The organism is Microbulbifer sp. Q7 (assembly GCF_001639145.1).
In the GTDB taxonomy this organism is placed as follows: domain Bacteria; phylum Pseudomonadota; class Gammaproteobacteria; order Pseudomonadales; family Cellvibrionaceae; genus Microbulbifer.
The window spans coordinates 901,886-927,879 of sequence record NZ_LROY01000002.1 but is presented as its reverse complement, the minus strand read 5'-3'; the positions used below and the strand labels follow the sequence as shown (position 1 = coordinate 927,879).

The window sequence follows — 25,994 nt, the reverse complement described above, 5'->3', positions numbered from 1 at the left end:
CTTGGGCCCGTGAAAAAAGCGCTACGCTGGACGCTGCCAGAGACTGCTACATCTTGGCGACGGCTGGTAGCAGCGAGATGCTAGCGCCTGAGCGAGTCCCTGCCCCAGCAAGCGCGCCTTGTCCACCTTGGTGGTCGAGATGCGCGAGTCCCAGGCCCGGGCACCGTGCGCTTTGACCTTGATGCCGATTTCCCGGTAGACGCCGCGGGCGGTGGCGATGGCCCAGGCGCAGCGAGGCGGCAAGGCCGACAAGCCACCTTGTGCGGAGTCATAGTAGGGTTCCGCCAGATCGATGAGTTGTCGGGCCAGACGGGCCAGAGCCTCACGATGCTGTGGCGCTGTGATCTCTTGGCGTGGAATGCCGGCTTCTTCCAACCATTGTTCCGGCAGATAGCAGCGACCGATCTGTGCATCCTCGATGATGTCGCGGGCGATATTGGTCAGCTGGAAGGCCAGCCCCAGGTCGCAGGCGCGATCCAGGGTGGCCTCATCTCTCGTGCCCATGATCCAGGCCATCATGACGCCCACCACACCGGCCACGTGATAGCAGTAGTCCACGGTATCGTCGATGGTGACATAGCGTCGCTGTGCCACGTCCATGGCGAAGCCGTCCAGGTGGGCCTGGGGATAGCACTCGGGAATCCCATGGCGGAGCGCGACTTCCTGAAAGGCGGCGAAGGCCGGACTTTGCATGGGCTCCCCCGCATAAGCGCGACGTGTTAAGTCTCGCAGCTCGTTCAGGCGCGCCTCGCTGCTTTCGCTCCGAGCTTCGTGAGCTTCGTGAGCTTCGTGAGTTTCATAAGTTTCCTGCGCAGGAAAGCCCAGCTGCTGGTCGTCGATCACGTCGTCGCAGAGGCGGCACCAGGCGTACAGCATCATGGCGCTGCGCCGTGTGGCCGGAGCGAACAGCTTGGCGGCGGTGGCGAAACTCTTGGAGCCCGCGGCGATCGTCTGCGCGGCGTGCTGTCCCAGCTTATCCCTCATTGAGTCCCTCCAGCATCAGCCCCGCAGTGGCCTTGGCGGAACCGATCACTCCCGGCACCCCGGCGCCGGGATGGGTGCCGGCCCCCACCAGATAGAAATTGTCGATCCTGGCGTCCCGGTTGTGGGGCCGGAACCAGGCGCTCTGGGTGAGTGTCGGCTCAAGAGAAAAAGCGGAACCCAGGTGGGCGTTGAGCTCCTCGCGAAAGTCCACGGGCGTGAAGTGCCGGCAGGTCACCAGATGCGCCCGAAGCCCGGGAATATAGTGACGCTCGAGATAGTCGAGAATGCGGTCGCGGTAGATCGCACCCTGGGTTTCCCAGTCGATGTTCGCCTTGCCCAGATGTGGCACCGGCGCCAGGACATAGTGCGCGCTGCAGCCTTCCGGCGCCAGGCTCGGATCGGTGACGCAGGGGGAATGCAGATAGAGGGAAAAATCCTCGGCCAGAGTGTCCGCATTGAAGATTTCGTGGATCAATTCCCGGTAGCGCGGGCCGAAGCACACCGTATGGTGCTCGAGGCCTTGCGGTGGCCGGTCCAGACCGAAATAGATCACGAACAGCGACATGCTGTAACGCTTGCGGCCCAGGGCCCGGCTTTTGCGGGCGCCGCGGGAGTGCCCGCTCAACAGCTTGCTGTAGGTATGCATTACGTCCGCGTTGGAGGCCAGTGCATCCGTCGGCACAAGCCGGCCATCCGTCAGGGTGACGCCGTTCACCCGATCCCCCGTGGTCTCGATGCGCTCCACTTCCGCGTTCAGTTCGAGGGTGCCGCCGAGGTCCTCGAACAACTGGACCAGGCCCCGTACCAGGGCGCCGGTGCCGCCCCGCGGAAACCATACACCCCACTCCCGCTCCAGCGCGTGGATCAGCGTGTAGATCGAAGAGGTAGCGAAAGGGTTGCCCCCGACCAGCAGGGAGTGAAAGGAAAAGGCCTGGCGCAGGTGCGGGTCTTCAATGAATTTCGACACCATGGCGTAGACGCTGCTCCAGGCCTGAAGCCGAGCCAACTGCGGCCCGGCGGCGAGCATGTCGCGAAATGAGAGAAACGGAACGGCACCGAGCTTGCGATAGCCCTCCTCGAACACCGCCCTGGAGTAACTCAGAAACCGTCGATAGCCCTCCACGTCTCGTGGGTTACGCTCGGCGATCTGTCGATCCAGTGCGGCCTGATCGTTGACGTAGTCAAAGGCCGGGGCATCTTCCCAGCAGAGACGGTAAAAGGGCGCGACCGGTAGCAGTTCGACATAATCCGCCAGGTCCTTACCCGCCAGTTTAAAAAGCTCTTCCAGCGCGGAGGGATCGGTAATTACCGTGGGGCCGGCATCGAAGGTGAACCCTTTGTCCTCATAGACATAGGCGCGGCCACCGGGCTTGTCGCGCTTTTCCAGCAGAGTGGTCTGGTAGCCGCCCGCCTGCAGGCGAATTGCCAGGGCCAGGCCGCCGAAGCCGGCACCGATCACCAGAGCACGCTGGGGTTGGGATACGGGTCGTGTCATGTGCGTATTCCGAAAGAAGTGGATGCGATCTTTTGTGGTGAATTCAGCCACACCGCCTTGAGTGCTTCGCCAAGGGGCACCGGCGGTTTGCCGATCAATATGCGCGCCTTGTCGGCCGGGGTCAGGCGTCCGGCGTAGAAGCGTTCGATGAGCGGTTCCGACAGGCCATAAAAGCGCTGCATGACCTGCCAGCGTCGCTCCGGGCGGCCAGCCAGAAACAGCATGCGATTGAGCAGGCGAAAGTAGCCCTGGCGCCGCCATTCACAGGCGGCGAACGCATGGATAGTCTGGAACAATGACGCCGCATCGAGATTTCCAAGCTCGGCGATGCACTCCGCCAGTGCCATGGCCTGGGGCAATGAGTAACCGGTGGTGGGGTGAAATAGACCCGCGCGCAGGCCACTTCGCGGTTGGCCCTGGGCGCTCTGCCAGAAGGTATCGAAATCGCCCGCCAGGGTAATCGGCAGCACGCCGCTCTCCTCCCGCAGGGTATCGACGATGTGCCAGTCGCGATCCCGCGCATAGGCCTCGATATGCGCACGCAAGTGGGATGCGTCCACCTCCGGGCGGTCCACATAGTGGGTATCCTCGATCAGCAGGGTATCGTGGCTGAACGGCAGCACGTAGACGAACCGGTAGCCGTCCTGTTGAGGCACGCTGGCGTCCATGAGGATCGGCTCTTCCAGGCCATGGGGCTTGTCCAGGCGCACTTCGCGACCGAGAAATGCCTGATAGCCCAGGGTCAGATGCGCGCTGTCGATGGGCCCCCGGCCGTCGATCACCGCATGCGCGTGCAACACTCGGCCATCCTCAAGCTCCACGCAGTCCGGAGAAAGACGGGCCACGCGCGTGTCGGTCCACAATCTGTCGCCCAGGGCTTCCTCAAGCACGCGGGCGAAATCCCGGGAAAAGATGCTCGCATAGCCTCCGTTCAACAGGCGCTCGCGGTGCGGAAAAATCACCCGGTGCTGCTCCCAGCGGCGGCCAACCAGGGGCGCCAGCCAGGCATGTTGGGCTGCAGAGAGATCACCCTCGTGAAACGACCAGGTGTGCTCACCACCAGGGCGACGCTCGCTTTCCAACATCAGCAGACGCAACCCCGGTTGCGCCTGTATCAGGCGCAGGGCGATCAGGCCGTTGGCCAGGCCGCCGCCCACCAGTATCAGGTCATGGTCCGGCGCGTTCACGGGCAATACCCCTTGGCGACAAACCTAGTCATGGGGCTCTCCGAGAGGAACACCGCGATCATCCAGCAGTACCGCCGCGCGCAAGGCATGCAGATCCGCACTGCCGCTACAGAAACAGGCGATACGCAACTGCTGGATGACCACCTCGAAGTGCTCGACCACTGCCTGACTGGAATCGGTGGCACTCTCGAGCACTGCAGCGGCCTGCCCCACCAGATCCGCGCCCAGGCGGATTGCCTTGGCCGCGTCCACCCCATCGCGAATACCGCCGGAAGCAATCAGCGGCGTATCCGGCAAGGTCTTGCGTACCGCCCGAATGGCCTGAGCGGTGGGGATACCCCAACCGGCGAAAGCCATGGCGACCCGGCGCCGGGTCTCATCTGTCGCGCGCTCCGCCTCCACCGCCGCCCAGCTGGTGCCGCCGGCGCCGGCCACGTCGATCATCGCTACCCCCTCTTCCACCAGCGCCCGCGCCACTTCGGGGGAAATACCCGCACCCACCTCCTTAACCACCAACGGCACCCCGAGGGACGCAACCAGCGTACCGATGGCCTGAAGCACGCCACACCAGTCGCGGTCGCCGCCCTCTTGCACCGCCTCTTGCAAGGGGTTGAGATGGACGATCAATGCATCCGCCTCGATCATCTCCACTGCCCGCAGTGCCCATTCGATCCCCCGGGGTTCCCGCAGCTGACCTGCGCCGATATTCCCAAGCAGGGGGATATCCGGGGCGATGCGTCGCAATTGCCTGGTCAGGCCGTGATCGCTGCCAGACTGCAGCGCAACGCGCTGGGAACCGATGGCCAAAGCGATACCCAGGTGCTGGGCGGCTTCTGCCAGGTGATGATTGATATCTTTGGCCCGCGCGGCACCGCCGGTCATCGAACTGATCAACAGCGGCGCGTTTAAGGGTTTATGGAAAAATCGTGTACTGAGATCGATATCGTCCAGGTGCAACTGTGGCAAGGCACAATGGGCGAAGCGATAATCGGCGAATCCGGTAAGGGCCGAAGTCTTGGCCCGACGCGCGTCCAGCACGATATCGAGATGATCATTCTTGCGTTTCACCAAATCGTCATCGGTCATGCCGCGCTCCCGCTAGAGATGCAGCCTGTTGCTGCTTTAGGCGTTTCTTGAGTTTTCTGACATCTGGTGCATAGAGAAATCCGAAGGACACCGTACCCTCTCGGGTGCGTACCGCATGATGTATTCGGTGCGCCTGGACCAGACGCTTCAAGTAGCCACTCTTCGGCCGCCAGCGAATCGGCCAGCGCCGGTGAACCATTCCGTCGTGAAACAATGAGTACACTACGCCGTACAGCGTAATGCCGGATGCGATTGCCATGAGTGGCTTCCAATAAAGGTCACCCACCGCAAACAGTCCGATCACGACCAGTGAAAACACAACCACATACAGATCGTTTTTCTCGAACACGCCGCCAGTGTTTTTAAGATGGGGTTGGTGATGGGATTCGTGATGGGACTTGTGCCAACCCCAGCCCCAACCGTGCATGATGTACTTGTGGGCGTACCAGGCGAACACCTCCATGCCCAGGAAAGCCACGACCACAAGTACGAGCGTCCACAACCATTCCATCATGGATTAGGCCTCCCTTATGCCGGCGTCTTGAATAGGGGTACGGCCGCTAACAGCAGGCACACCAGGCCAACCGCAGCCAGGATGCCGCCGGGCTGAGCCAGCTGAGCCCAGCTGTCGCCGCGAATCAACGCTCCGTAAAAACCTTCGATCGCCCACGCATTGGGTGTAAACAAGCTCAGGGTCTGCAGCCAGTCAGGCATCATGAAACGTGGCACCATCGAACCGCCGACGGCGGAAATAATGAGCACAAAAAATGACGAAAAGGTCGTCGCCTGCTGGGTTGTTCGACACAGCGACAGAAGTAACAGCGCCAGCCCGGCACTCGCGGCGGCGCAGGCGAATGCCATCACAACAACTTGCGCCAGCGCGCGCTCTATCTCCAAACCGAACCCAAACCTTGCGACCAGAAAAATAGCGCTGGCCTGCAAAAATCCCACGGTTAGCAAAAACAGAAACCGTCCCAACAGCAACCGAGCGTGTGCCGCTTTGCTCAGCAGCAGGCGTTCGGAGATACCGTTTTGCCGCTCTTCCAAACTGACCATGCCGGCATTCACGGCGGACAATAACAAGAACAGAATCGTGGTGGCGCCAGCATAGTAAGCAATGCCACTCAGCCCAGAGACTGAAGCTGGCGCCTGGCCATAAACCGGCTGAAACTCGATAAGCGCGTCATCGGTGATTGCACCGCCCGTCTCGCTCGCCATCGAGTCCAAAGCGGCATCCAGGCGCGCCTGCTGTTCCGGGGTGAAACCATCAACCAATGCTTCTGTGCTTTGCGCAAGACGTTGCGCAAGCACCTGTGGTTGTTGGGCGGCGAGGCTTTTTCGCAGCCAGCCCTGTAAAGACAGCGCTGCAATTTCACGGGTCGGCTCGCTGACGATGGTAAACAGCGGCCCCCTGTTAGCGCCTGCCTGTCCGTGGATGATTACCGCTGTATCGAAATTGCCCTGTCGCACCTCTTCCAGCAGTTGAGCACGGTTTGCATCGGGCAGTGCCGTGATCTCCACTTCTTTACTTTGTGTCAGGTACTGCGCGAAGTCTTGCATTACCGGATCTTCCGATTCCAGCGCGAGCCCTACCCGCAAGTGCAAGTCGCCTTCCGCGGCGCCAGAGAAGATACTGGCAAAGATAGCAAATACCAGGCTGGGCAAAGCAAAGGCCAAAAGTAACGCACCGCGGTCACGCCACAAGCCCAGGGCCATCACTCGGAAAATTGCCCTCATGATTCCTGCTCCGACTCAGACTCCACCACAGAATCGGTGCGGTTAACGGTAACGTGCTGCATCACGTGTTTTAATCCGGGCCGGCGTACCGAGACCTCGGCAATGGCATCACGCGCTCCCACAAGGTCGCGATAGAGATGATCGATCAGCTTATCCAGCGGCAGGTCACTTTCCAGACACCACTCACTGATCTCTTTATCACTCTCATCATTACTCTCATCAATACTGTCATCACTGCGACGGCGGAATCCGATCTCCCGCAGCCGATCACCGAGTGCCGGGGGAACCATGGGTACCGTGCGTACAACGAAAAGCTGACGGTTACCAAAGGTTTCGTGTACCAGTGTCTGGGGCTCGGCCAAGGCTCTCAGCTGGCCTTGATGAAGAAGCGCTACGCGGTGGGATAGCACTTCCGCTTCATCTAATTCATGGGTAACCACGACCACGGTCGCACCCTGCTCGGCGCGGCGGCGAATAAGGTCGTGGATTGACATGCGCACGCCCAGATCGACCCCGGCGGTGGGTTCGTCCAGCACAAGTAGAGCGGGCTGCGAGACCAGGGTGGCTGCCAGGTGTAAGCGCCGTTGCATACCACCGGACAGCTGGTCGACCCGCACATCGGCCTTGTCTGTTAACTCGATTTCTTCCAGCACCTGACGAACCCGTGCGCATATTTTCTGGCGACGGACACCGGTGCAGCGCGCAAAAAACGCCAGGTTCTCACGCCCCGTCAGGTGCCGGTATAAACCCAGAAACTGAGGGGTGAAGCCGATGGAATGCTGATAAGCCTTGCCCGGAAAAAGCGCCTTCCCTGCGATGAATATTTTCCCAGAGGTAGGACGCAACTTGCCGGTGATGGCGCGTAACAACGTCGATTTTCCTGCACCATTCGGTCCCAGGATGCCGAGTATTTCACCGGGTTCCACCTGCAAAGAAACATCGCCCAAGGCGCGGTGGCTGCCGTAAACGACCTGCAGTCGGTCAATGGTGAGTGCTGCCGTCGCCGTCATTCGCTCGGTTCAACTCCAGAGCCTTTGCGCCGCACCGTTGAAGGTGACGAACTGTTGTTCCACGAGCGCTGCGAGTGACGATTCCTCGTGCCCTGCTCTGCGTAATTGCTCTCTTGCCAACGCTTGTGCGTCGTTCAATGCGCCACGAGCTTCCTCCGGTGTGTAAAGCGAAAGCAAAGTGGTTTTCCCCACATCCTGCTGCGTGTCCTTACCGGTCTCTTGTGCAAAGGTACTGTGGTCCAACATATCGTCGTACAGCTGAAACAGCAGACCAAAGGCACGAGCAAAGTGCGTGAATGCCTCGATCGCATCTGCGTCCATCCCCCTGAGCCGCGCACCGGTGACGACAGCAAACTCAATCAGACACCCTGTTTTCTGGTGATAGTGCTGCTCAATTTCGCTCTTGGCGCCCACAGGCTGATCCTGCAAATCAGCGATCTGCCCGCCAACTAATCCCATAGAACCAACAACATGACTGAGATGCGCGCTGATGGCGACTTTGGTGGAGGCGTCGACGTTGGGGCAATTCGCGACAACGCCGTACGCAAGATTAAGGAAGTTTATTGACGCAAGAATGGCGGTGCTTTCGGAAAAACGTACGTGTGTGCAGGGGCGACCACGGCGCATCGTCGCATCGTCCATACAGGGCAGATCATCGAGAATCAGCGAAGCGGTATGCACCATTTCCGATACGCAGGCCATACGGAGAAAGTAGCTGTCAGTGGCGCCGTTCGCAGCCAGAAGCGTAAGAAGCGGACGCAAGCGTTTGCCGGGACCCAGCAAAGCGTAATGCATGGCTTGATGCAGATGCGTGGGCGATGCCTCTTGCGCTGGCAGAAGTTCCAGCAAGGTTGCATTTATCAGGCTCTTTAAATGGACCACTTCCATCATTGGCGCCGATACAGCAACTGGAGCCTGTCTCTTACTGGCTGGAGGCGCGACAATCGCGGGATCTGCGACGGACGCTTGCGGATTGTGTGTAAAAGTCACCCTATACCCTCGGTTGACTACCAATGCGACAGCAATAAAGCCAGGACTGACTCCATCGAACCGCAATTTGAGAAATTATATTGTCGTTGCCTATTTTGTAGACCAGAACGCCGGCGATATTAGAGGTCAGAACCTCCTTTCTTATAAGTACGCCGATGTAACGAGCCAACTACACGTGACAGCATAGACTACGAACGGCGTGCCAACCCCTGACTGGGCTGCGCATATTGCGATCCCCATTTGTTATCCCCACAGCCATCTGCATTTCCACGAAGAAAGCGCCTATACCTGCCATTTGGCACATAAAGTAAGTTGTGCACCCCTTAAGCCGAAAATGCGTGTATTACACTTTTTGTTCCATGGGTATAAAAGGAGTTACCTTAAATGAAACGGATTTTGAAATTTTCGCCTATCCTCGCGCCATTGGCTTTGGCGCTGAGCAGCACCGCCTCGGCGAACCCGCTAGGCTTGACCGGACCACAGGACTTTATTGTCCGAGTGGGCGGCTATTACATTGAGCCCAATACAGACCAGGTTAGCTTTGTCGACGAGACCTTCGAGTTCTTCGATGCGTTTCGCTCGACCGTTGACCCAGGTTCCGAGTGGGGCTGGTATGGGAACCTCGAGTGGAAAGCGAACGAACACTGGGGCATCGAGCTCGGCTATATGGATGGCGACAACCATACCAGCAGTCACGGTGACCGCTTTTTCACCTTCGGCTTCGACGATGTCGACTATCGCGACGTGGTCAGTTTTGATGCCGACATCACTACCCTAAGCCTGAAATACTACCCCCTGGATGAGACCTGTATGGTTCAGCCCTATATAGGTGGTGGGATTAGCTATACCGACTTCGGCGACGGCAGCCTGAGACGAGAGCTGCGGGACGACCTGGCAGACTTTGGCCTGCGTGGCGACTTCAACATGGGGTATGCCTGGGGCTATACCTGGCAAATGGGTATGGACTTCAACTTCGGGCGCGATAGCTCCTGGCTGGTCAACGTCGCCGCAATGTACGCCAGATCCGAGACAGATCTGCGGGTACGGGTTTTTGACGACGTACCGCCGCCCCCGGATGTAGATCCCATTTTTGAGTCCTATTCCGGGGACTACAGCTATGATCCCTGGATGTTCAATCTGTCAGTAGGCTACAAGTTCTCCTTCTGACACTCGGAATTCGGCAGGTTAAATCGGGCGTTTCGGCGCCCATTTTTTTGGACAGGATCAATCGATCTGACGGCGGGCGCCATCGGTCCGGCGGGGCAGCGGCTCACGAACCCGGCGTGCCTGATCGCGCTTATCTGCTTTCTTTCTGGACCTCTTTTCCTTTTTCTTTGGTTGCTCGCGCTTTGCTTGCTCACGTTCCTTACGCGGAGCTGGCTTCGCAGCAGGAGCGCGCTGCTCATCTGACACATTGCGCTGGCGCTGGGGCTTGCCGCGGTGGTTTTCTGGTTTGGACCTGTCGCGTACCGCGCGGCGATCGATTGCCGGGCGTTCCACTGCAGGAACGACTCGCGGACCGCGGCTACTGGCCGGCTTGTCCGTAACTTTAACTACCCGCTCGTCCTTGGTTAATTTTCGGTCTGGATTCCGGCGCTCATAACCGCGGTCATTACGGCGATCCCCACTCCGGTTATCTGCCTGAAACGCCCGCCCCTTTGGCTTGGCTACACCAGCAAACCCATGCACGCCGTCTCGGCCAAGATCCTGGCGCTCCTCACGACGATCCTGGCGTTCCTCACGACGCTCCCAGCCCTTCTCACGACGATCATGCCGATACGCCTTGCTGTCATACCGATCCCGCTGCTTGTATCCGTGATCATGACCGTGCCGGCGCGGCGGTCTGTGGTGGTGACCTCCAGCGTAGTAATGGCCGTGACGACGCAAGCGCGTATGCCAGCGATCATTGAAGTTTACCGAGAACGTGAGATTCCGGGCCGGATACCAGGGGCCACGCCAGTGGCTGGCACTGATCCAATGGTCCTGATGCCAACGATAGTAATGCCCCTGTCGATAGAAAACGTCACTGCGGTCGTAGAACACATAAACGCCGAGGGTATCGTCGTAGTAGCGATAGCCGGGGTCGGTGATCACTGAATAGGAGTAAACCGGAGGAGCCGCGCGGACATAAGTGCTCCCGCCGATGACCGGCGGAGCTACTGGGTAAGTGACACAGCCACCGAGCGTCAAAGTGATGGTGAGAGCGGCGAGTAATCGGTATGGGAGCTGGCGCATGGTGCGTTTTCCTTGGATTCACACCTGCTTTTTAACCCGGCGCAACTGAATCAACCCTGAATCAGCGCACAAAAGAACAGAAAACAACCAATAACGAGAAATGCGTACAACCCCACAAATCAATTATCATCCAGAGAGCTCAATTTTTATACGCTCATCCTCATTGGTAATAAATGGCAACATACGGCTCGCCGTCATCCATGCAACACCAAATGCCATCAATCCTGTTGCTTCGACATAGTAAGTCACCCGCTGGGTAATACCGCTAAAGTCTACCCCCAAAATATCGAGCAACTGCACGGCCATAGCGCCAACCATGGCTACTGCGCAGATTCTATAAATTCGCCCCCTAACCTTCGCCTCTTTAGATTTCTTACCTTTAGCTCTCAGATAAAATAGCCAACAAAAAATTGCGAGGATAATGAACATTGAAATTGCCGAGGCGGTATGGAGAATCCCAGTCAACGAGGGTTCTGCAGCTGCTCCCTCAACACCCCGACCTGTAAAGCAGTCGCACGGGAAAAATGCCACGGCTGCGACAGCGACTGCTGCAACTTTACTTAAGACAGCCTGAAACAAAGAGTAGCCATTGTACGACCAGAGAAAAGCCGAGATAACGCAGAGAGAGCCAACGAATACATTTCGGGCATTATCCGTTAAATGATAGGACAGACTTATCGAGCTAATACTGACCCCAGGCGTCAGTAAGTCCGTGAAAATCGCGAGTGACAAAGCGATAAACCCCACGATGAATTTAGCCGTGTGGTGATCAATTTCGGTGTCTAACGGTTTCGCTTCCATGATCCCAACCTCATACGATTGAATTCACCAGCAGGTGGACGTGGCTGCTCATCAATACGAGGCATGTACTTGGATATCGAACTGCCTTGCATTCTACTTGAGTCACCCGGGCAGGCGATTATGGCCTGACAAGTCGAGAAGCAAACCTGCCGATTGCTACCCTGGTGTATTACAGGCTGCGGAATCGCGGCAGGCCCGAGGCGCGGCAATCTGGCCCTTCGAGATTTCCTTTTCTCTTAGCTTTGACCAAAGTCTAATGGACCGGAAAGCGCAGCCAGTGCAAATGGGTGCCACACTGGTGATTCGACCACATCTATTCCAATTATGGCGTCGAACGCACTCTACCCGATTTATACCACGATGATTCATTAACCAATTTGGACGACGCTGCACCTGCCTGATCTAGCATCCCGAGGCGTCTTTTCTACTCGAATAAGCTAATAATCCTATCGACTCCCAATAACTTTGCCCTTTTGTCTTCTAATTATTTTTTCCCGATTGATAAGATGCCAAACATATAAATATTAACGACATTTCGATTGAGCTGCGGGATACTACTGTCCTCGCCCCGCCACTCGGACTCCATTTCCGGGGACATAAAACGAATAACAGGCACGGGGACATCTTTTCGGGAAGCCGAAAGCAAACTCTTTCAGAACCCAAGCCATCTACAAGAGCGTCCAGGCTCAAGACACACGCTTTCGATAATTGCATCTACTAAAAAGGAGGAAATTAATCAAATTTAACAATAGCCATACTATGTGAGCAGTTTTGGAATACTAGAAAATACTTCAATAAGGACATTATTCAATGAAGCTAATAAACAGGACTGGGCAAGTCATCACTATAAAAACCTACAAATGGGAAGACGGCTTGAAATCTTACGACAAAAGCTATGAATACATACACAAGGACCAACACTGGAGCAGCAATCAAGGATTTGCAAACGCCGCCGTTTCCGTTTGGCATGGAAGGGTATCCCCATCTGACTTCTTCTTGATGGCAAAAAATACACTCGACCCAAACCGACTAATTGATGCCGGCCCGTGCTCTAACACAGAAGCTCACATAATTCGCAAAAGCGGAAAAACCTTTAAGATTATTCACTGGAGCAAGGTGGAAAAGAAGTGGAAAGGCAACTCAATAAAGCTGGGTGGTGACAACGACGGCAATAATGCAAACATTGAGAAAGGACTACAAGCTGGAATGATCTTACTCAGCGGTCTGGCAACGGGAATCGCTGCTTTAGGGCCCGTTGGCGCTGCCCCCTCTGGATTAATCATGGGATTCGGTAATTTAATTCTTTTTGCTTTCATGCCTGACAACATACAGCCGCCGCCCCCACCAAACCTGGAGGAAATCCAAGACGCGGTCAGGAAGGTGGTAAAAGAGGAATTAGATATCACTGAAGCCGAAAAAGTAGCCACCAGTTTCGAGCAAACTTCAAACTGGTTTTACAATCTCGGCAACTTGGCTCACTCTCAACTTCAAGGGAGAGGCGCAGGAGAACCCCTAACTGAACTCTCTCAACACGACAAACAGGATGCCATCAACAAGATTGAAAACATTATTAGCGGGCTCGATCCTTTCGAAATCAATCTAGCGCACATGAACAGGTATCCAGAAATAGCCCGTGCTATTCTTCCCGCTTACATTAGTGGAATCGCAAGTAGCCTACACATTCGCCGATTACATGAGTGGCTACGTCGGAAAGACGGATCAAGAATTACTGACGATACATTAACTGCCTACCTGACTCATTTAAATAGCTGTATTACCGGGCTGGATAAAGCACGCACTTCCTTTGTCGAACATTGCAGCGCCTTGATTGCAGCAGACGGACTCGATGGAATTGCCGAAGCAGAAGTGCTCAAAAAACTATACAACAAAACTCGTTGCGGCGAAGAGACACTGGACTTCGTAGATAAAGCAATAGGTTTACTAGACGGTATCCGCCAGGATATTCAGTCTGACATTGACAGCCTGAAACGCGGCGAAAACCCCATTCACTTCTGGAAGGAAGAGTGGTTCAAGTCAGCCGAAACTGAGCCTGCATAATTGTTTAGAGCGTCACGCATTTGTTGTTTACCAATTATTGGCAGACCAAAATGAGCCTCGTATGAGGCTCACTTTCCTACTGCCGATGTCAGTTTAGGCAGCTTTCAACTTGATTCGTGATTTTTACAATACAGACTAAAAGCAATCACCAGGCACCCGCACCCACCCCTCCATCAAAACCCGCGCACTGCGGCTCATAATGGCCTTGGTGGCAGTCCACTGCCCATTGACGATTTCCGCTTCCGCGCCAACCCTTAAGGTGCCGGACGGATGGCCAAAGGTCACGGCATTGCGCTCCCCTCCCCCAGCAGCCAGATTGACCAGGGTGCCGGGAATGGCGGCGGCGGTGCCGATGGCTACCGCAGCGGTGCCCATCATGGCGTGGTGTAGTTTGCCCATGGACAGGGCGCGCACCAGCAGGTCGATATCCCCTGCTGCCACTTCCTTGCCGCTGGATGCCGTATAGCCCTCGGGTGGCGCGACGAACGCGACCTTGGGGGTATGCTGGCGAGCGGCGGCCTCTTCCACCATTGCGATCAGGCCCATCTTCACCGCGCCATAGGCTCGGATGGTTTCGAACATGGCCAGCGCCTTGTCGTCACCGTTGATGGCCTCCTGCAGTTCGGTGCCGGTGTAGCCGATATCCGCGGCGTTGACGAAGATGGTCGGGATGCCGGCGTTGATCATGCTGGCCTTTAATATACCGACGCCGGGCACTGCCAGGTCGTCCACCAGGTTGCCGGTGGGGAACATGGCCCCTTCGCCGTCCGCCGGGTCCATGAATTCGATCTGCACTTCCGCCGCCGGGAAGGTGACACCGTCCAGCTCGAAATCACCGGTCTCCTGCACTTCCCCATTGGTGATGGGGACGTGGGCGATGATGGTTTTCTTGATGTTGGCCTGCCAGATGCGCACGGTGCAGATGCCATTCTCTGGAACGCGCGCGGCATCGACAAAACCGCTGTTGATGGCGAAGGCGCCGACGGCGGCGGTGAGGTTGCCGCAGTTGCCGGACCAGTCCACGAACGGCTTGTCGATGGAGACCTGGCCGAACAGGTAATCCACGTCGTGCTCCGGCTGCTCGCTCTTCGACAGGATGACGGTTTTGCTGGTGCTGGAGGTGGCTCCGCCCATGCCGTCGGTCTGCTTGCCGTAGGGATCGGGGCTGCCGATCACCCGCAGCAGCAGGTTGTCGCGCGCGGCCCCAGGAACCTGTGCGGATTCCGGGAGGTCCTGCAGGCGGAAGAACACGCCCTTGCTGGTGCCGCCACGCATATAGGTGGCCGGCACTTTGATCTGTGGGGCAAAAGCGGTCATTGCGCGGCACCCTCGGCTTCAAGGAAGTCGTTGGCGAAGCGCTGCAGTACGCCGCCGGCGTCATAAATGGAGACTTCTTCTGCGGTATCCAGGCGGCATTTCACCGGCACTTCTACTGTCTCACCGTTTTTGCGGTGGATCAGCAGCGTGAGGGTTGCGCCCGGGGTGCGGTCGCCGAGTACGTCGAAGGTTTCGGTACCGTCGATGCCGAGGGTCGTGCGGGTGGTGCCCGGCAGGAACTCCAGCGGCAGCACGCCCATGCCGATCAGATTGGTGCGGTGAATGCGCTCGAAGCCTTCCGCCACAATCGCTTCCACACCGGCCAGGCGCACGCCTTTAGCGGCCCAGTCGCGGGAGGAACCCTGGCCGTAGTCGGCGCCGGCGATAATGATCAGCGGCTGCTTGCGGTCCATGTAGGTTTCGATGGCTTCCCACATGCGGGTGACCTTGCCTTCCGGCTCGATACGCGCGAGAGAGCCCTGCTTCACTGCACCGTTTTCGTCACGCACCATTTCGTTCAACAGTTTCGGGTTGGCGAAGGTGGCGCGCTGGGCGGTGAGGTGATCGCCCCTGTGCGTGGCGTATGAGTTGAAGTCCTCTTCCGGCAGGCCCATTTTCGCCAGGTATTCACCGGCGGCACTGCTGGCCAGGATCGCGTTGGACGGCGACAGGTGGTCGGTGGTGATGTTGTCACCCAGCACCGCCAGCGGGCGCATGCCTTTCAGCGCGCGCTCACCGGCCAGCGCACCTTCCCAGTACGGTGGGCGGCGGATGTAGGTGCTCTGCGGGCGCCAGTTGTACAGCGGCTCGCCCTTCTCTGCTTCGGCCTTGTTCAGGTCAAACATCGGGATGTAGACCTCGCGGAACTGCTCGGGCTTCACGCTTTGTTTGACGATCGCGTCGATCTCTTCGTCGCTCGGCCAGATATCTTTCAGGGTGACCGGGTTGCCGTCTTTGTCGTGGCCCAGTACATCTTTTTCGATATCGAAGCGGATGGTGCCGGCGATGGCGTAGGCAACGACCAAGGGCGGCGAGGCCAGGAAAGCCTGCTTGGCGTAGGGATGGATACGGCCGTCGAAGTTGCGGTTGCCGGAGAGTACGGCGGTGGCGTACAGGTCGCGGTCGATCACTTCTTTCTGGATTTTCGGGTCCAGCGCGCCGCTCATGCCGTTGCAGGTGGTGCAGGCAAAGGCGACTACGTCGAAGCCCTGTTGCTGCAGCTCCGGCAGCAGGTTGGCTTCTTCCAGGTACATTTTTACGGTCTTGGAACCGGGAGCCAGGGAGGTTTTTACCCAGGGCTTGCGGGTCAGGCCGAGCTTGTTGGCGTTGCGCGCAATCAGGCCCGCGGCAATCATGTTGCGCGGGTTACTGGTGTTGGTGCAGCTGGTGATGGCGGCGATGATTACCGCGCCGTCGGGCATCAGTCCTTCTTCTTCCTTCCAAGCCTTCGCTATTCCACGAGAGCCCAGTTCGGATACCGGCAGCAGTGCGTGCGGGTTGGACGGGCCGGCCAGGTTGCGGCCTACGGAAGAGAGGTCGAACTTGAGTACGCGCTCGTATTCGGCATTCTTGAGGGTGTCTGCCCAGAGGCCGGTTTCTTTTGCGAACTTTTCTACCAGGGCTACCTGCTCGTCGTCGCGGCCGGTGAGTTTCAGGTAGTCGATGGTCTGCTCGTCGATGGCGAACATGCCGGCGGTGGCACCGTATTCCGGGGTCATGTTGGCGATGGTGGCGCGGTCGCCCAGGCTCAGGCTGGAAGCGCCTTCGCCGAAGAATTCGAGATACGCACCCACCACGCGCTCGCGGCGCAGGAATTCGGTCAGGGCCAGCACCATGTCGGTACCGGTGATACCGGGCTGCAGTTTGCCGGTCAGTTCGACGCCGACGATGTCGGGCAGGCGCATGTAGGAGGCGCGGCCGAGCATCACGCTTTCGGCCTCTAAACCGCCCACGCCCACGGAGATTACGCCGAGCGCATCCACCATCGGGGTGTGGCTGTCGGTGCCGACGCAGGTATCCGGGAATACCACTGTTCTTCCGTCTGGGCCCTCTTTCTTCTGCACTACCGGAGACATTTTCTCCAGGTTGATCTGGTGCATGATGCCGTTGCCGGGCGGAATGACGTCGACGTTTTCAAACGCGGTCTTGGTCCAGTTGATGAAGTGGAAGCGGTCTTCGTTGCGGCGCTCTTCCACGGCGCGGTTCTTTTCGAACGCGTCTTTTTCAAAACCGGGGTGTTCGACGGCCAGGGAGTGGTCGACGATCAGCTGGGTGGGCACGACCGGGTTTACTTTGGCGGGGTCACCGCCCTTTTCGGCGATGGCGTCGCGCAGGCCGGCGAGATCCACCAGTGCGGTCTGGCCGAGAATATCGTGGCAGACGACGCGCGCGGGGAACCAGGGGAAGTCGAGGTCGCGCTTGCGTTCGATGATCTGCTTGAGGGCGTCGGTGAGCATTGCTGGCTCGCAGCGACGCACGAGGTTTTCTGCCAGGATACGGGAGGTATACGGCAGTTTTTCATAGCTGCCCGGCTGGATGTTTTCGACCGCTTCTCTTGTGTCGAAATAATCCAGGTCTGTGCCGGGGAGTTTTTTTCGGAATTCGGTGTTCATTTGGGGTCACCCAGTCGGGTCGTTGAGTGGCGGCTCTGCTGACGGGTAGCCCTTTGCTGGACACGCCGTGAACCCATCCATGGGGGCTTGGCTGCGAGATCCCTCTCGCAGACAGTCCAGCAAAGGGCTACCCGTCATCAGCGCCTTAGCATCATACTTTCCAGGAATCTTTGAATAACGTAGCGAGCGGGTGGCTGGTGGTGGCCGCCTGCGCGGAGGAAGCGGAGCGTACTTAAAGTACGTGAGCATTCTGACCGGGCTGGCGCACCAGCACAGCCGGACGCCGCCAGGCGCCCGCGCAGTAGTTATCCAATGGTTCCTTAGCGTTCGGCGATCGGGGTCACCTTGCGCGGTTCCGGGCCGACGTACTCGGCGCTCGGGCGGATGATGCGGTTGTCGGCGCGCTGTTCGAATACGTGGGCGGCCCAGCCGGTCAGGCGGGACATAACGAAGATCGGCGTAAACAGTTTGGTGGGAATGCCCATGAAGTGATACGCGGAGGCGTGGAAGAAGTCGGCGTTACAGAACAGCTTCTTCTCGCGCCACATGACTTCTTCGCAGCGTACGGATACCGGGTACAGCACGTCGTCGCCGACGTCGGCAGCCAGCTTCTCGGACCACTGTTTGATGATGGCGTTGCGCGGGTCGGATTCGGTGTAGACCGCGTGGCCGAAGCCCATGATTTTTTCCTTGCGCTCCAGCATGCCCAGCAGTTCTTTTTCGGCTTCGTCGGCAGAGGAGAAACGCTCGATCAGTTCCATGGCCGCTTCGTTGGCACCGCCGTGCAGCGGGCCGCGCAGGGAGCCGATGGCGCCGGTGATGCAGCTGAACAGGTCAGACAGGGTGGAGGCACAGACACGCGCGGTGAAGGTGGAGGCGTTGAACTCGTGCTCTGCGTACAGGATCAGGGAGACGTTCATTACCTGTGCGTGCAGGTCATTGGGCTTTTCGCCGCGCAGCATGTGCAGGAAGTGGCCGCCGATGGAGTCGTCATCGGTTTCGGTTTCGATGCGCACGCCGTCGTGGGTGAAGCGGTACCAGTAACAGATGATGGACGGGAATGCGGCCAGCAGGCGGTTGGCGCGGTCCTGTTGCTGGTCGAACGATTCTTCGCCTTCCAGGTTGCCCAGCATGGAGCAGCCGGTGCGCATGACGTCCATGGGGTGTGCGTCGGCGGGGATGCGCTCCAGCACTTCGCGCAGGGCCTGCGGCAGGCCACGCATGGTTTTCAGCACGCCTTTGTAGTCCGCCAGTTGGGCGGTGGTGGGCAGTTCGCCGTTAAAGATCAGGTAGGCAACTTCTTCGAACTCGCAGTTTTCTGCCAAGTCTTTGACGTCGTAGCCGCAGTAGGTCAGGCCGGAGCCGGATACGCCTACGGTGGACAGTGCGGTTTTACCAGCGACCTGGCCACGCAGGCCTGCTCCGCCAACTTTTTTCTCTGCCATCTCTTTTTCCCTTTTCTCTAATTTACGGAAGGTTTATGTCTTGAACGCTTACTTCTTGAAGAGCGCGTCGAGCTTGTCTTCAAACTCGTGGTAGTTCAGGTAATCGTACAGTTCGGCGCGGGTCTGCATGGTGTCGACCACCGCTTGCTGGTCGCCATTGGCCAGGATACTGGTGTAGACGTTTTCCGCGGCCTTGTTCATGGCGCGGAAGGCGGACAGCGGGTACAGCACCATGTCGGCACCGGATTCGCCCAGCTCGGCCTTGTTGTACAGCCTGGTTTTGCCGAACTCGGTGATGTTGGCGAGGATCGGCACATTCAGTGCGTCTTTGAACGCGCGGTAGTGTTCCAGTTCGGTCACGGCTTCGGCGAAGATGCCGTCGGCGCCGGCTTCGATGCAGGCCTGGGCGCGTTCGATAGCGGCTTCCAGGCCTTCCTGCGCGAAGGCGTCGGTGCGGGCCATGATGAAGAAGTCGTCGTCGGTGCGCGCGTCAACGGCGGCCTTGATGCGGTCGACCATTTCCTCTTTAGAGACGATCTCTTTGTTCGGGCGGTGGCCACAGCGCTTCTGCGCAACCTGGTCTTCGATATGTACCGCGGCAGCGCCGGCGCGGATCATTTCCTTGATGGTGCGGGCGATGTTGAAGGCCCCACCCCAGCCGGTATCGATATCCACCAGCAGCGGCAGGCTGGAGGCGGCGGTAATACGGCGTACGTCTTCCAGTACGTTTTCGAGGCTGGTCATACCCAGGTCCGGCAGGCCGTAGGAGGCATTCGCCACACCGGCACCGGACAGGTAGATGGCCTGGTGGTCGATGCGCTCGGCCATGATGGCGGTGTAGGCGTTGATGGTGCCCACGACCTGCAGCGGCTGGTTGTCTTTCAGGGCCTGGCGAAAGCGTGCGCCGGCGGATTCTGTTCTGCTCATAGGCTGCCCCTGTTCTCTCATTTAATCGGTTTGGGAAAGTTTCTTTTCGATGTTGCTGCGCGACGCCCGAATGTGGCGGCGCATCAGGATTTCGGCCAGTTCGCCGTCGCCGGCTTCGATGGCTTCAATAATGTGGCTATGTTCGCGGAAGGCGCGGTGCGCGCGCGGGCTGGCCATGCCCAGCTGGTAGCGGTACATGCGCACGCGGTAGTAAAGCTTGTTGCACAGGGTGTCGATCAGCAGGTCATTGTGGGAGGCCTGCACGATGCGGAAGTGGAAGTCGAAGTCCCCTTCCGGCTGGAAATAGGCGGTGCCCTTTTGCAGCTCTTCCTGCTGTTCGTGGCGGGCGAGCATCTGGCGCAGTTCGGCGAGGTCTTCCTGCGAGCGGTTTTCTGCCGCCAGGCGACAGGCCATGCCTTCAAGCGCCTCACGCACGTCGTAAATTTCCAGCAGGCCGCGTTCGGTGAGGTCGACGACCCGTGCGCCTACATTGACCCGGCGCTCGATCAGGCTGAGGGATTCCAGGCGCATCAGCGCTTCGCGCAGGCTACCGCGGCTGGCATCAAACCGACGCGCCAGTTCCGGCTCGCTGATTTTGCTACCCGCGGCGATCTGGCCCTCGACAATCTCACTGCGCAGGGTGAGGAACAGCCGGTCGGCAAGGCTCTGGGAGCCACGGGCCGCTCTCGCGCTGCCAGCGGTGCTGTCCGCGTGACCCGCGATGTCGCCGCTACCCACGGCACCCTCTGCCGATGTTTTCTGCCCCTGCCCGTCCATTCTCTACCGCCCCGGTCGCGAGACCACTCGTCCAATTCTTGCCGGTGTTGTACAAACCACACCAGATTGTCGACACTTTATAGGAGAACAGAGCTTAAATAGCCAATTTTTCTGCGTCAACCTCAATTTTTGTCAACACATTGCGACTTGATGGCTGACTTATCGGTCATGATTCTGCGCGGGAGCAATTTATTGCGTCACTGAGGGCGAGAGCGAGAATAGTAGTCTTGAAAAAGTGATGTAGGCATAATAGCGCCGGCGTTGGCTGCATTGGCTGCTGCGAGGCATCAAGCAGCGCTGATCACTCTATTCTTAATAGGGTAACCGGGGCGCGAACTGCCAGGGTCGAACGTTCCCGGTCGAGAAGATGAGTCGCGATTCTCATTCGCGGAGATTAATCGAGAGTATCGAGCAGATTTGAATCATGCCTAAGAGTGTTATCAGGCGCTGGCTGCCAACTCCCGAACAAGTGCGTGCAAATAACGGCCTGAAGATACTCGGCACCCTGCTGCACGACCCCAACCTGTTCCACCTCAACCGCCACTCTGTGTCTGTCGCATTTGCGGTGGGCATCTTTACCGCCTTCCTTCCCCTGCCCGGCCAGATGCTGATTGCCGCCCTGCTGGCACTGTGGTTCCGCTGCAACCTGCCGCTGTCCATGGCGCTGGTATGGATCAGCAACCCGGTGACCATGCCGGCCATTTTTTACAGTACCTACAAACTCGGTGCCTGGTTGCTCGGCACGCCACCCATGCCGTTCAAAATAGAATTGTCGTGGGAGTGGCTGACGGAGGAAGTAGGAAGAATCTGGCTGCCGTTGTTTTCCGGCTCACTGATCGCCGGCATCTTTTTTGCTGCCGTGGCCTACTTTGTTATGCAGGCGATCTGGCGCTGGCAGGTGGTCAAACGCTGGAAGGCTCGCCTGGAACAGCGCAAGACGCAACTCGGTGAAGATAATTAATTCGTCGCAGAATTAAACCCCCCGCTTTTTTCAATTCAAATTCCCGATTAATCACTCTTTGCTCCACAACCCGCATGGTAGTTCGTTGCCGTGCCGGCCAGGCATTTATTGGTCGACCAATTTCTGCATTTTTTCTTGATTTTCATTGACGAAGTATTTTTTGCTTCAGTAATGTGACCCCCGGTTAAACGAAACACACATAATAATTATCGGTTTAATCTTTATTACATTAACCACGTTCGTGGTTTCGCAGTTTGTAATAATTTCTTCAATCAATTCATCGCGCGGCACACTCGTTCGGCAAGCCTCTATATGGCTCGCCTGTGGGATCGTGCGCGCCTTGAAAATAATAACGCAAGGAATTATGTAATGAATGCGCAAAAGTTTTCGCCTATGAAGTGGGCCGCAGCCCTGCTGATTGCATCGCAATCTGCACTGAGTTTTGCTGCCGATCCCGTAGGTGTTACTGCCTCTAGCGATGATGGCAATGCACCCGAAAACACACTGGATAACAGCCTGTCGACACGCTGGTCTGCCCAAGGTAACGGTCAATGGATCCGCTATGACCTGGGAAGCAGCTATACGGTGGAGGCTCTGGATATCGCGCTGTACAAGGGCGATCAGCGTACTGCCACGCTGGATATCCAGACGTCGTCCAACGGTACAGACTGGCAGACGGTTTTTTCCGGCAACCAGCCTTCGAGTACCGCAAATCAACAAACCTTTGACGTGAGCGACTCCGTTGCACAGTTCGTACAGATTGTTGGGTATGGAAATTCCTCCAACGACTGGAACAGCATCACGGAAGTGGATATCACCACCTCTCCAGCGAACGGTGGTGGCCCCGGTGATCCACCGGACTGTACCGCCTGCGTACCCGCCGTGGTGGCCACCGCCAGTAGTGACGACGGCAACGTGGCAGACAATGTGCTCGACGACGATCTCAACACCCGCTGGTCCGCCAACGGCAGTGGCCAGTGGTTGCAGCTCGACCTCGGCCAAAGCCAAGTTGTGGGCAGCGTAAATATTGCGTTCTACAAGGGCGACCAGCGGACTTCATCGTTCGATATTCAGACCAGTGATGACGGCACAAGTTGGGAAACCGTCTTATTCGGTGGCGTCAGCAGTGGCAATTCCACCTCACTGGAAAACTTCTCACTGTTTGAAACCGAAGCGCGTTATGTCCGCTATGTTGGTTACGGCAATAGCGATAGCTCGTGGAACTCGCTGACCGAAGTGGGCGTGAGTGCCGATAACGGCAACTCAGACCCAGTGGGTGGTGGCAGTAGCAGTAGTAGTAGCGGCGGCAGCAGCAGTGGCGGGTCCGGCAATTGCGAAACCTCCAGCACGTCCAGCAGCGTTACCGTGGGCTGCCTGGAATATGGATCCGGCGGCACCTTGCCCATGGCCAACCTGAACCCCGCCAATGATCCTGGTGAAAATTTCGACCTGAGCAACTGGAAAATTACCTATCCCGACGCCAGTGAAGAATTCCCGCCACAGGTGAGCAACAACGAGTTCTACACCGACAGCTCAACGGGCGCGATGGTCTTCCAGTGTCTCAATACCGGTGGTTCTACCTCAAACTCGTCCTACTCACGCAGCGAATTGCGCGAAATGCTTAATGCGAGCGCGGGTACCACGAGCCTCGGCAATAACTGGGTCATCTCCACCGCGTCCAGCTCTGACCAGAGCGCTGCGGCGGCGGTTGACGGGAACATGAAGGCCACCATTTCCGTGGACCGTGTTTCCGATACTTACGACTCGGGTTCCGAGTGGCGTGTTGGCCGAGTGATTGTGGGGCAGATTCATGCGTCCAACGACGAGCCGCTAAAACTCTACTACCGCAAGCTGCCGGGGCACACCAAGGGTTGGGTCTATATGGCCTATGAAGACTCGGATACCGAAATCTTTATTCCGCTGTTCGGTGAGTCTGGAACCGATCAATACGGTCTCACTTCCACCATTGAACCAGTTGAAGATGGTATTGAGCTCGGTGAAAAATGGGGTTATGAAATCGACGTGGTTGGCCGCGAGATGACGGTCACCGTCACTAAATCCGATGGCACCTGGGCTCGCCAGACCATTTTCTGGGCCAACGAGTACGACTCGGACTGGTTCTACTTCAAGGCCGGCGCTTACAACCAGAACAATGGTGGTGAAAGCGGAGACTACGCACAGGTTTCGTTTTACAACCTTGAAGTTTCCCACGGCGCTGACGGCGGTTCAGGTTCGAGTTCCGGTGGCGGCTCCAGCTCAAGCTCCAGCAGCAGTTCGTCCGGCGGCAGCAGCGGTGGCTCCTCGGGTTCAGGCCCGGTTCCATCGGATTTGATGGATAACTGCAACCAGTGGAAGATTACCTACCCAGACGGTGTCGAAGACAAAACACTTTGCGGCGAGAGCAATAACGAGTACTTCTATGTCAATGCGGAAGGCGATGGCATGGTGTTTTATGCCCCCATCCGCAGCGACAACGGTACCACGCCGAATTCCAGCTACATTCGCTCCGAGCTCCGTGAGCGCGAGCCGGACGGCAGTGTGGATGTCTACTGGACGACAACAGGCCAACACACGGTTTATGTAAACCAGGCCATTACCCACCTGCCGATGGTGAAGAACCATCTGGTAGCCACTCAGATTCACGGCAATAAATCCGCAGGTATCGATGACGCACTGGTACTACGCCTGGAAGGTAGTCACCTGTTCCTGAGCTTCAATGGCGGCAAGCTGAGAAGTGATGTCACTATCAAGGAAGACTACGTGCTGGGCACCCGCCACGAAGTAATGTTTGAAGTGATCGATGGCAAGCACTACGTCTACTACACCGAAGATGGCAACCTGGCCAACGCTTACGCGGCGGGTAACGCCGATCAGTATCTGGTGAGAGACGGCTCCAATGACTACGTCATGGATCGTGACTACGGGGAAGCCTACTTCAAAATCGGTAACTACACGCAGAGTAATGCCGACCGCGAAGGTGAATTCGCCGACCACCCCGACAACTACGGTGAAGTTGTGGTGTACGATTTCTGGATAGACCACCAGTAACGGATTGGCTTCCCCATCGCCACAAGGCGATGGGGAAGTTTTCACTGTGTGATTACTCGTTGCGCAATGCCGCAGCCGGCTGTACGCGGCTGGCCTGAAAGGCAGGATAAAGCGTGGCGATCAAACTGAGCAGGAAGCCTGCACCCACCACCAGGGCGACATCGCCCCACTCCAGTTCGGACGGCAGGTAATCGACCGGATAGACGTCGGACTTGAGGAACTGGATACCGAACAGCGATTCCAATCCCGCCACCGCATCAGTGACCACCAGCGAGCCAAGCACACCCAGTGCGCCCCCCACCAGCACACCGACCAATCCAACCAGCGCCCCCTGGCTGACAAAGGTGAGCAAAATCTCACGGGTACTCGCCCCCATGGTGCGCAAAATGGCAATGTCACCGTGTTTGTCGATGACCACCATGACGAGGGTGGAAACCACGTTGAATGCAGCAATCGCAATAATCAGAAATACCAGCAGGCTCACCAGGTTGCGCGACATCTGTATCGCCTGGTACAGGTTGCCGTGGGTACCGGTCCAGTCATTGCCGTAAAAACCTTCCACCGGCAACTGGCGCAACAGCTGCTGGAATACCGCAAACGAGCGCAGCATGTCGTCCACACGTACCTGTACGCCAGCGCCGCCCGCGCCACCGGCCAGCGCTTTCGCCTGCGCCCAGTCCACCAGTGCGAGGGAGTGATCCAGTGCGGTACCGGAGTGGAAAATATCCACCACGCGGAAGCCCGCGAGCTGCGCCGCCGTACGTCCGCTGCTTTGCGGTGTGCCGCTCTGGGGAACGATGACGGAGAGCTGCTCACCCACCACGATACCCAGCTTGTCCGCGATCCCCTTACCGAGAATGATGCCGGGTTCTGCCGGGTCACTGGTCAGCGCGGTGAAACTTCCCGGCTGCAAAAAATCGCCAATGGACGACACATCGACAATGGTTTTCGGATTCACGCCCTGTACCAGCAGCGGCGTCACCTCAAGCCCGTTACGGGCCAGGCCGTTGACCTGCCACACTTCGGCAGCAGCAGTGACACCCGGTTCTGTAGCGATCTGGTCGCGCACCTGTGTCCAATTGATATCGGGACTGGCGTTGTACACCGTGGCGTGAGGCATGATGCCCAGAATACGCTCGCGCAATTCGCGGTCGAAGCCGTTCATCACCGACATTACGACGATCATCAGCGCCACGCCGAGGATAAGCCCGATCATGGATAGCCCGGAGATAAACGACACCAGCCCGGCGGAGTCCTCGCCGCTGCGTTGCGCGCCCGCGTAACGCAGGCCGATAAAAGCAGGTAATGGTCTAAACATGCTTCA

Annotated in this window: 20 protein-coding genes; 4 read left to right on the top strand and 16 right to left on the bottom strand. The window is 57.8% G+C overall.

The window, feature by feature from the left end; all coding sequences use genetic code 11:
* Positions 1-21 precede the first annotated feature (21 nt).
* From crtB to AU182_RS09480, 8 genes are read right to left on the bottom strand one after another with little or no spacing between them, the layout of a single operon-like run.
* Positions 22-984, bottom strand: a complete 963-nt coding sequence (crtB, locus tag AU182_RS09515) for a 15-cis-phytoene synthase CrtB (RefSeq protein WP_066964185.1) — start codon at positions 982-984, stop codon at positions 22-24.
* Complete coding sequence (locus tag AU182_RS09510; RefSeq protein ID WP_066964182.1) at positions 974-2,479, bottom strand: phytoene desaturase; 1,506 nt, start codon at positions 2,477-2,479, stop codon at positions 974-976. Before AU182_RS09510 ends, crtB begins: the two co-directional genes overlap by 11 nt.
* The gene (gene crtY, locus AU182_RS09505; RefSeq protein WP_066964179.1) at positions 2,476-3,666 is read right to left on the bottom strand and encodes a lycopene beta-cyclase CrtY; all 1,191 of its coding nucleotides are present in this window, start codon (positions 3,664-3,666) and stop codon (positions 2,476-2,478) included. Before crtY ends, AU182_RS09510 begins: the two co-directional genes overlap by 4 nt.
* A 24-nt stretch (positions 3,667-3,690) precedes the next feature.
* A complete protein-coding gene (gene fni / locus AU182_RS09500) occupies positions 3,691-4,752 on the bottom strand; it encodes a type 2 isopentenyl-diphosphate Delta-isomerase (protein WP_066964176.1) in 1,062 nt (353 codons plus the stop codon).
* Positions 4,742-5,266 carry a sterol desaturase family protein gene (locus AU182_RS09495; RefSeq protein ID WP_227718202.1) on the bottom strand — a complete coding sequence of 175 codons (525 nt, stop codon included), beginning with the start codon at positions 5,264-5,266 and terminating at the stop codon, positions 4,742-4,744. The genes fni and AU182_RS09495 overlap by 11 nt, the downstream gene beginning before the upstream one ends.
* Before the next feature lie 14 nt (positions 5,267-5,280).
* Positions 5,281-6,468 (bottom strand): ABC transporter permease, encoded by a 1,188-nt coding sequence (locus AU182_RS09490; protein WP_066964174.1) that lies wholly within the window; start codon positions 6,466-6,468, stop codon positions 5,281-5,283.
* A gap of 17 nt (positions 6,469-6,485) precedes the next feature.
* Entirely contained in the window at positions 6,486-7,499 is a 1,014-nt protein-coding gene (locus AU182_RS09485; RefSeq protein WP_066964171.1) for an ABC transporter ATP-binding protein, read from the bottom strand.
* A gap of 9 nt (positions 7,500-7,508) precedes the next feature.
* Positions 7,509-8,390: a polyprenyl synthetase family protein gene (locus tag AU182_RS09480; RefSeq protein ID WP_066964168.1), complete on the bottom strand. Its 882-nt coding sequence runs from the start codon at positions 8,388-8,390 to the stop codon at positions 7,509-7,511.
* Positions 8,391-8,873: 483 nt separating this feature from the next.
* Between AU182_RS09480 and AU182_RS09475 the strand changes: the two genes are divergently transcribed.
* On the top strand, positions 8,874-9,656 hold the full coding sequence (locus AU182_RS09475) for an OmpW family protein (RefSeq protein WP_066964165.1): 783 nt from the start codon (positions 8,874-8,876) through the stop codon (positions 9,654-9,656).
* Between the two features lie 57 nt (positions 9,657-9,713).
* On the opposite strand, the gene AU182_RS16550 is transcribed toward AU182_RS09475, so the two are convergent.
* Both AU182_RS16550 and AU182_RS09460 read right to left on the bottom strand, forming a co-directional pair.
* On the bottom strand, positions 9,714-10,724 hold the full coding sequence (locus AU182_RS16550) for a hypothetical protein (RefSeq protein ID WP_153039202.1): 1,011 nt from the start codon (positions 10,722-10,724) through the stop codon (positions 9,714-9,716).
* Between the two features lie 126 nt (positions 10,725-10,850).
* Positions 10,851-11,525, bottom strand: a complete 675-nt coding sequence (locus AU182_RS09460; protein WP_066964154.1) for a DUF998 domain-containing protein — start codon at positions 11,523-11,525, stop codon at positions 10,851-10,853.
* Between the two features lie 810 nt (positions 11,526-12,335).
* Here AU182_RS09460 and AU182_RS09455 point away from each other — a divergent pair.
* Positions 12,336-13,583 carry a hypothetical protein gene (locus AU182_RS09455; RefSeq protein ID WP_066964152.1) on the top strand — a complete coding sequence of 416 codons (1,248 nt, stop codon included), beginning with the start codon at positions 12,336-12,338 and terminating at the stop codon, positions 13,581-13,583.
* Between the two features lie 135 nt (positions 13,584-13,718).
* Here the strand turns inward: AU182_RS09455 and prpF are convergent, their stop codons facing one another.
* From prpF to AU182_RS09430, 5 genes are all read right to left on the bottom strand, one after another.
* Positions 13,719-14,900, bottom strand: a complete 1,182-nt coding sequence (prpF, locus tag AU182_RS09450; protein ID WP_066964149.1) for a 2-methylaconitate cis-trans isomerase PrpF — start codon at positions 14,898-14,900, stop codon at positions 13,719-13,721.
* Positions 14,897-17,512, bottom strand: a complete 2,616-nt coding sequence (gene acnD, locus AU182_RS09445; RefSeq protein WP_066964146.1) for a Fe/S-dependent 2-methylisocitrate dehydratase AcnD — start codon at positions 17,510-17,512, stop codon at positions 14,897-14,899. Before acnD ends, prpF begins: the two co-directional genes overlap by 4 nt.
* A gap of 320 nt (positions 17,513-17,832) precedes the next feature.
* Positions 17,833-18,957, bottom strand: a complete 1,125-nt coding sequence (gene prpC, locus AU182_RS09440) for a 2-methylcitrate synthase (RefSeq protein ID WP_066964142.1) — start codon at positions 18,955-18,957, stop codon at positions 17,833-17,835.
* A 48-nt stretch (positions 18,958-19,005) separates the two neighbouring features.
* Positions 19,006-19,884 carry a methylisocitrate lyase gene (gene prpB / locus AU182_RS09435; protein WP_066964138.1) on the bottom strand — a complete coding sequence of 293 codons (879 nt, stop codon included), beginning with the start codon at positions 19,882-19,884 and terminating at the stop codon, positions 19,006-19,008.
* Positions 19,885-19,905: 21 nt separating this feature from the next.
* A complete protein-coding gene (locus AU182_RS09430) occupies positions 19,906-20,661 on the bottom strand; it encodes a GntR family transcriptional regulator (RefSeq protein WP_082859335.1) in 756 nt (251 codons plus the stop codon).
* Between the two features lie 424 nt (positions 20,662-21,085).
* On the opposite strand from AU182_RS09430, the gene AU182_RS09425 reads away from it, so the two are divergent.
* Positions 21,086-21,622, top strand: a complete 537-nt coding sequence (locus tag AU182_RS09425; protein ID WP_066964135.1) for a DUF2062 domain-containing protein — start codon at positions 21,086-21,088, stop codon at positions 21,620-21,622.
* A 393-nt stretch (positions 21,623-22,015) separates the two neighbouring features.
* Positions 22,016-24,670, top strand: a complete 2,655-nt coding sequence (locus tag AU182_RS16750) for a polysaccharide lyase family 7 protein (protein ID WP_304439089.1) — start codon at positions 22,016-22,018, stop codon at positions 24,668-24,670.
* Positions 24,671-24,722: 52 nt separating this feature from the next.
* Here the strand turns inward: AU182_RS16750 and AU182_RS09415 are convergent, their stop codons facing one another.
* Positions 24,723-25,988, bottom strand: coding sequence for a lipoprotein-releasing ABC transporter permease subunit (locus AU182_RS09415; protein ID WP_066964129.1), 1,266 nt, complete (start codon positions 25,986-25,988; stop codon positions 24,723-24,725).
* Between the last annotated feature and the right edge of the window lie 6 nt (positions 25,989-25,994).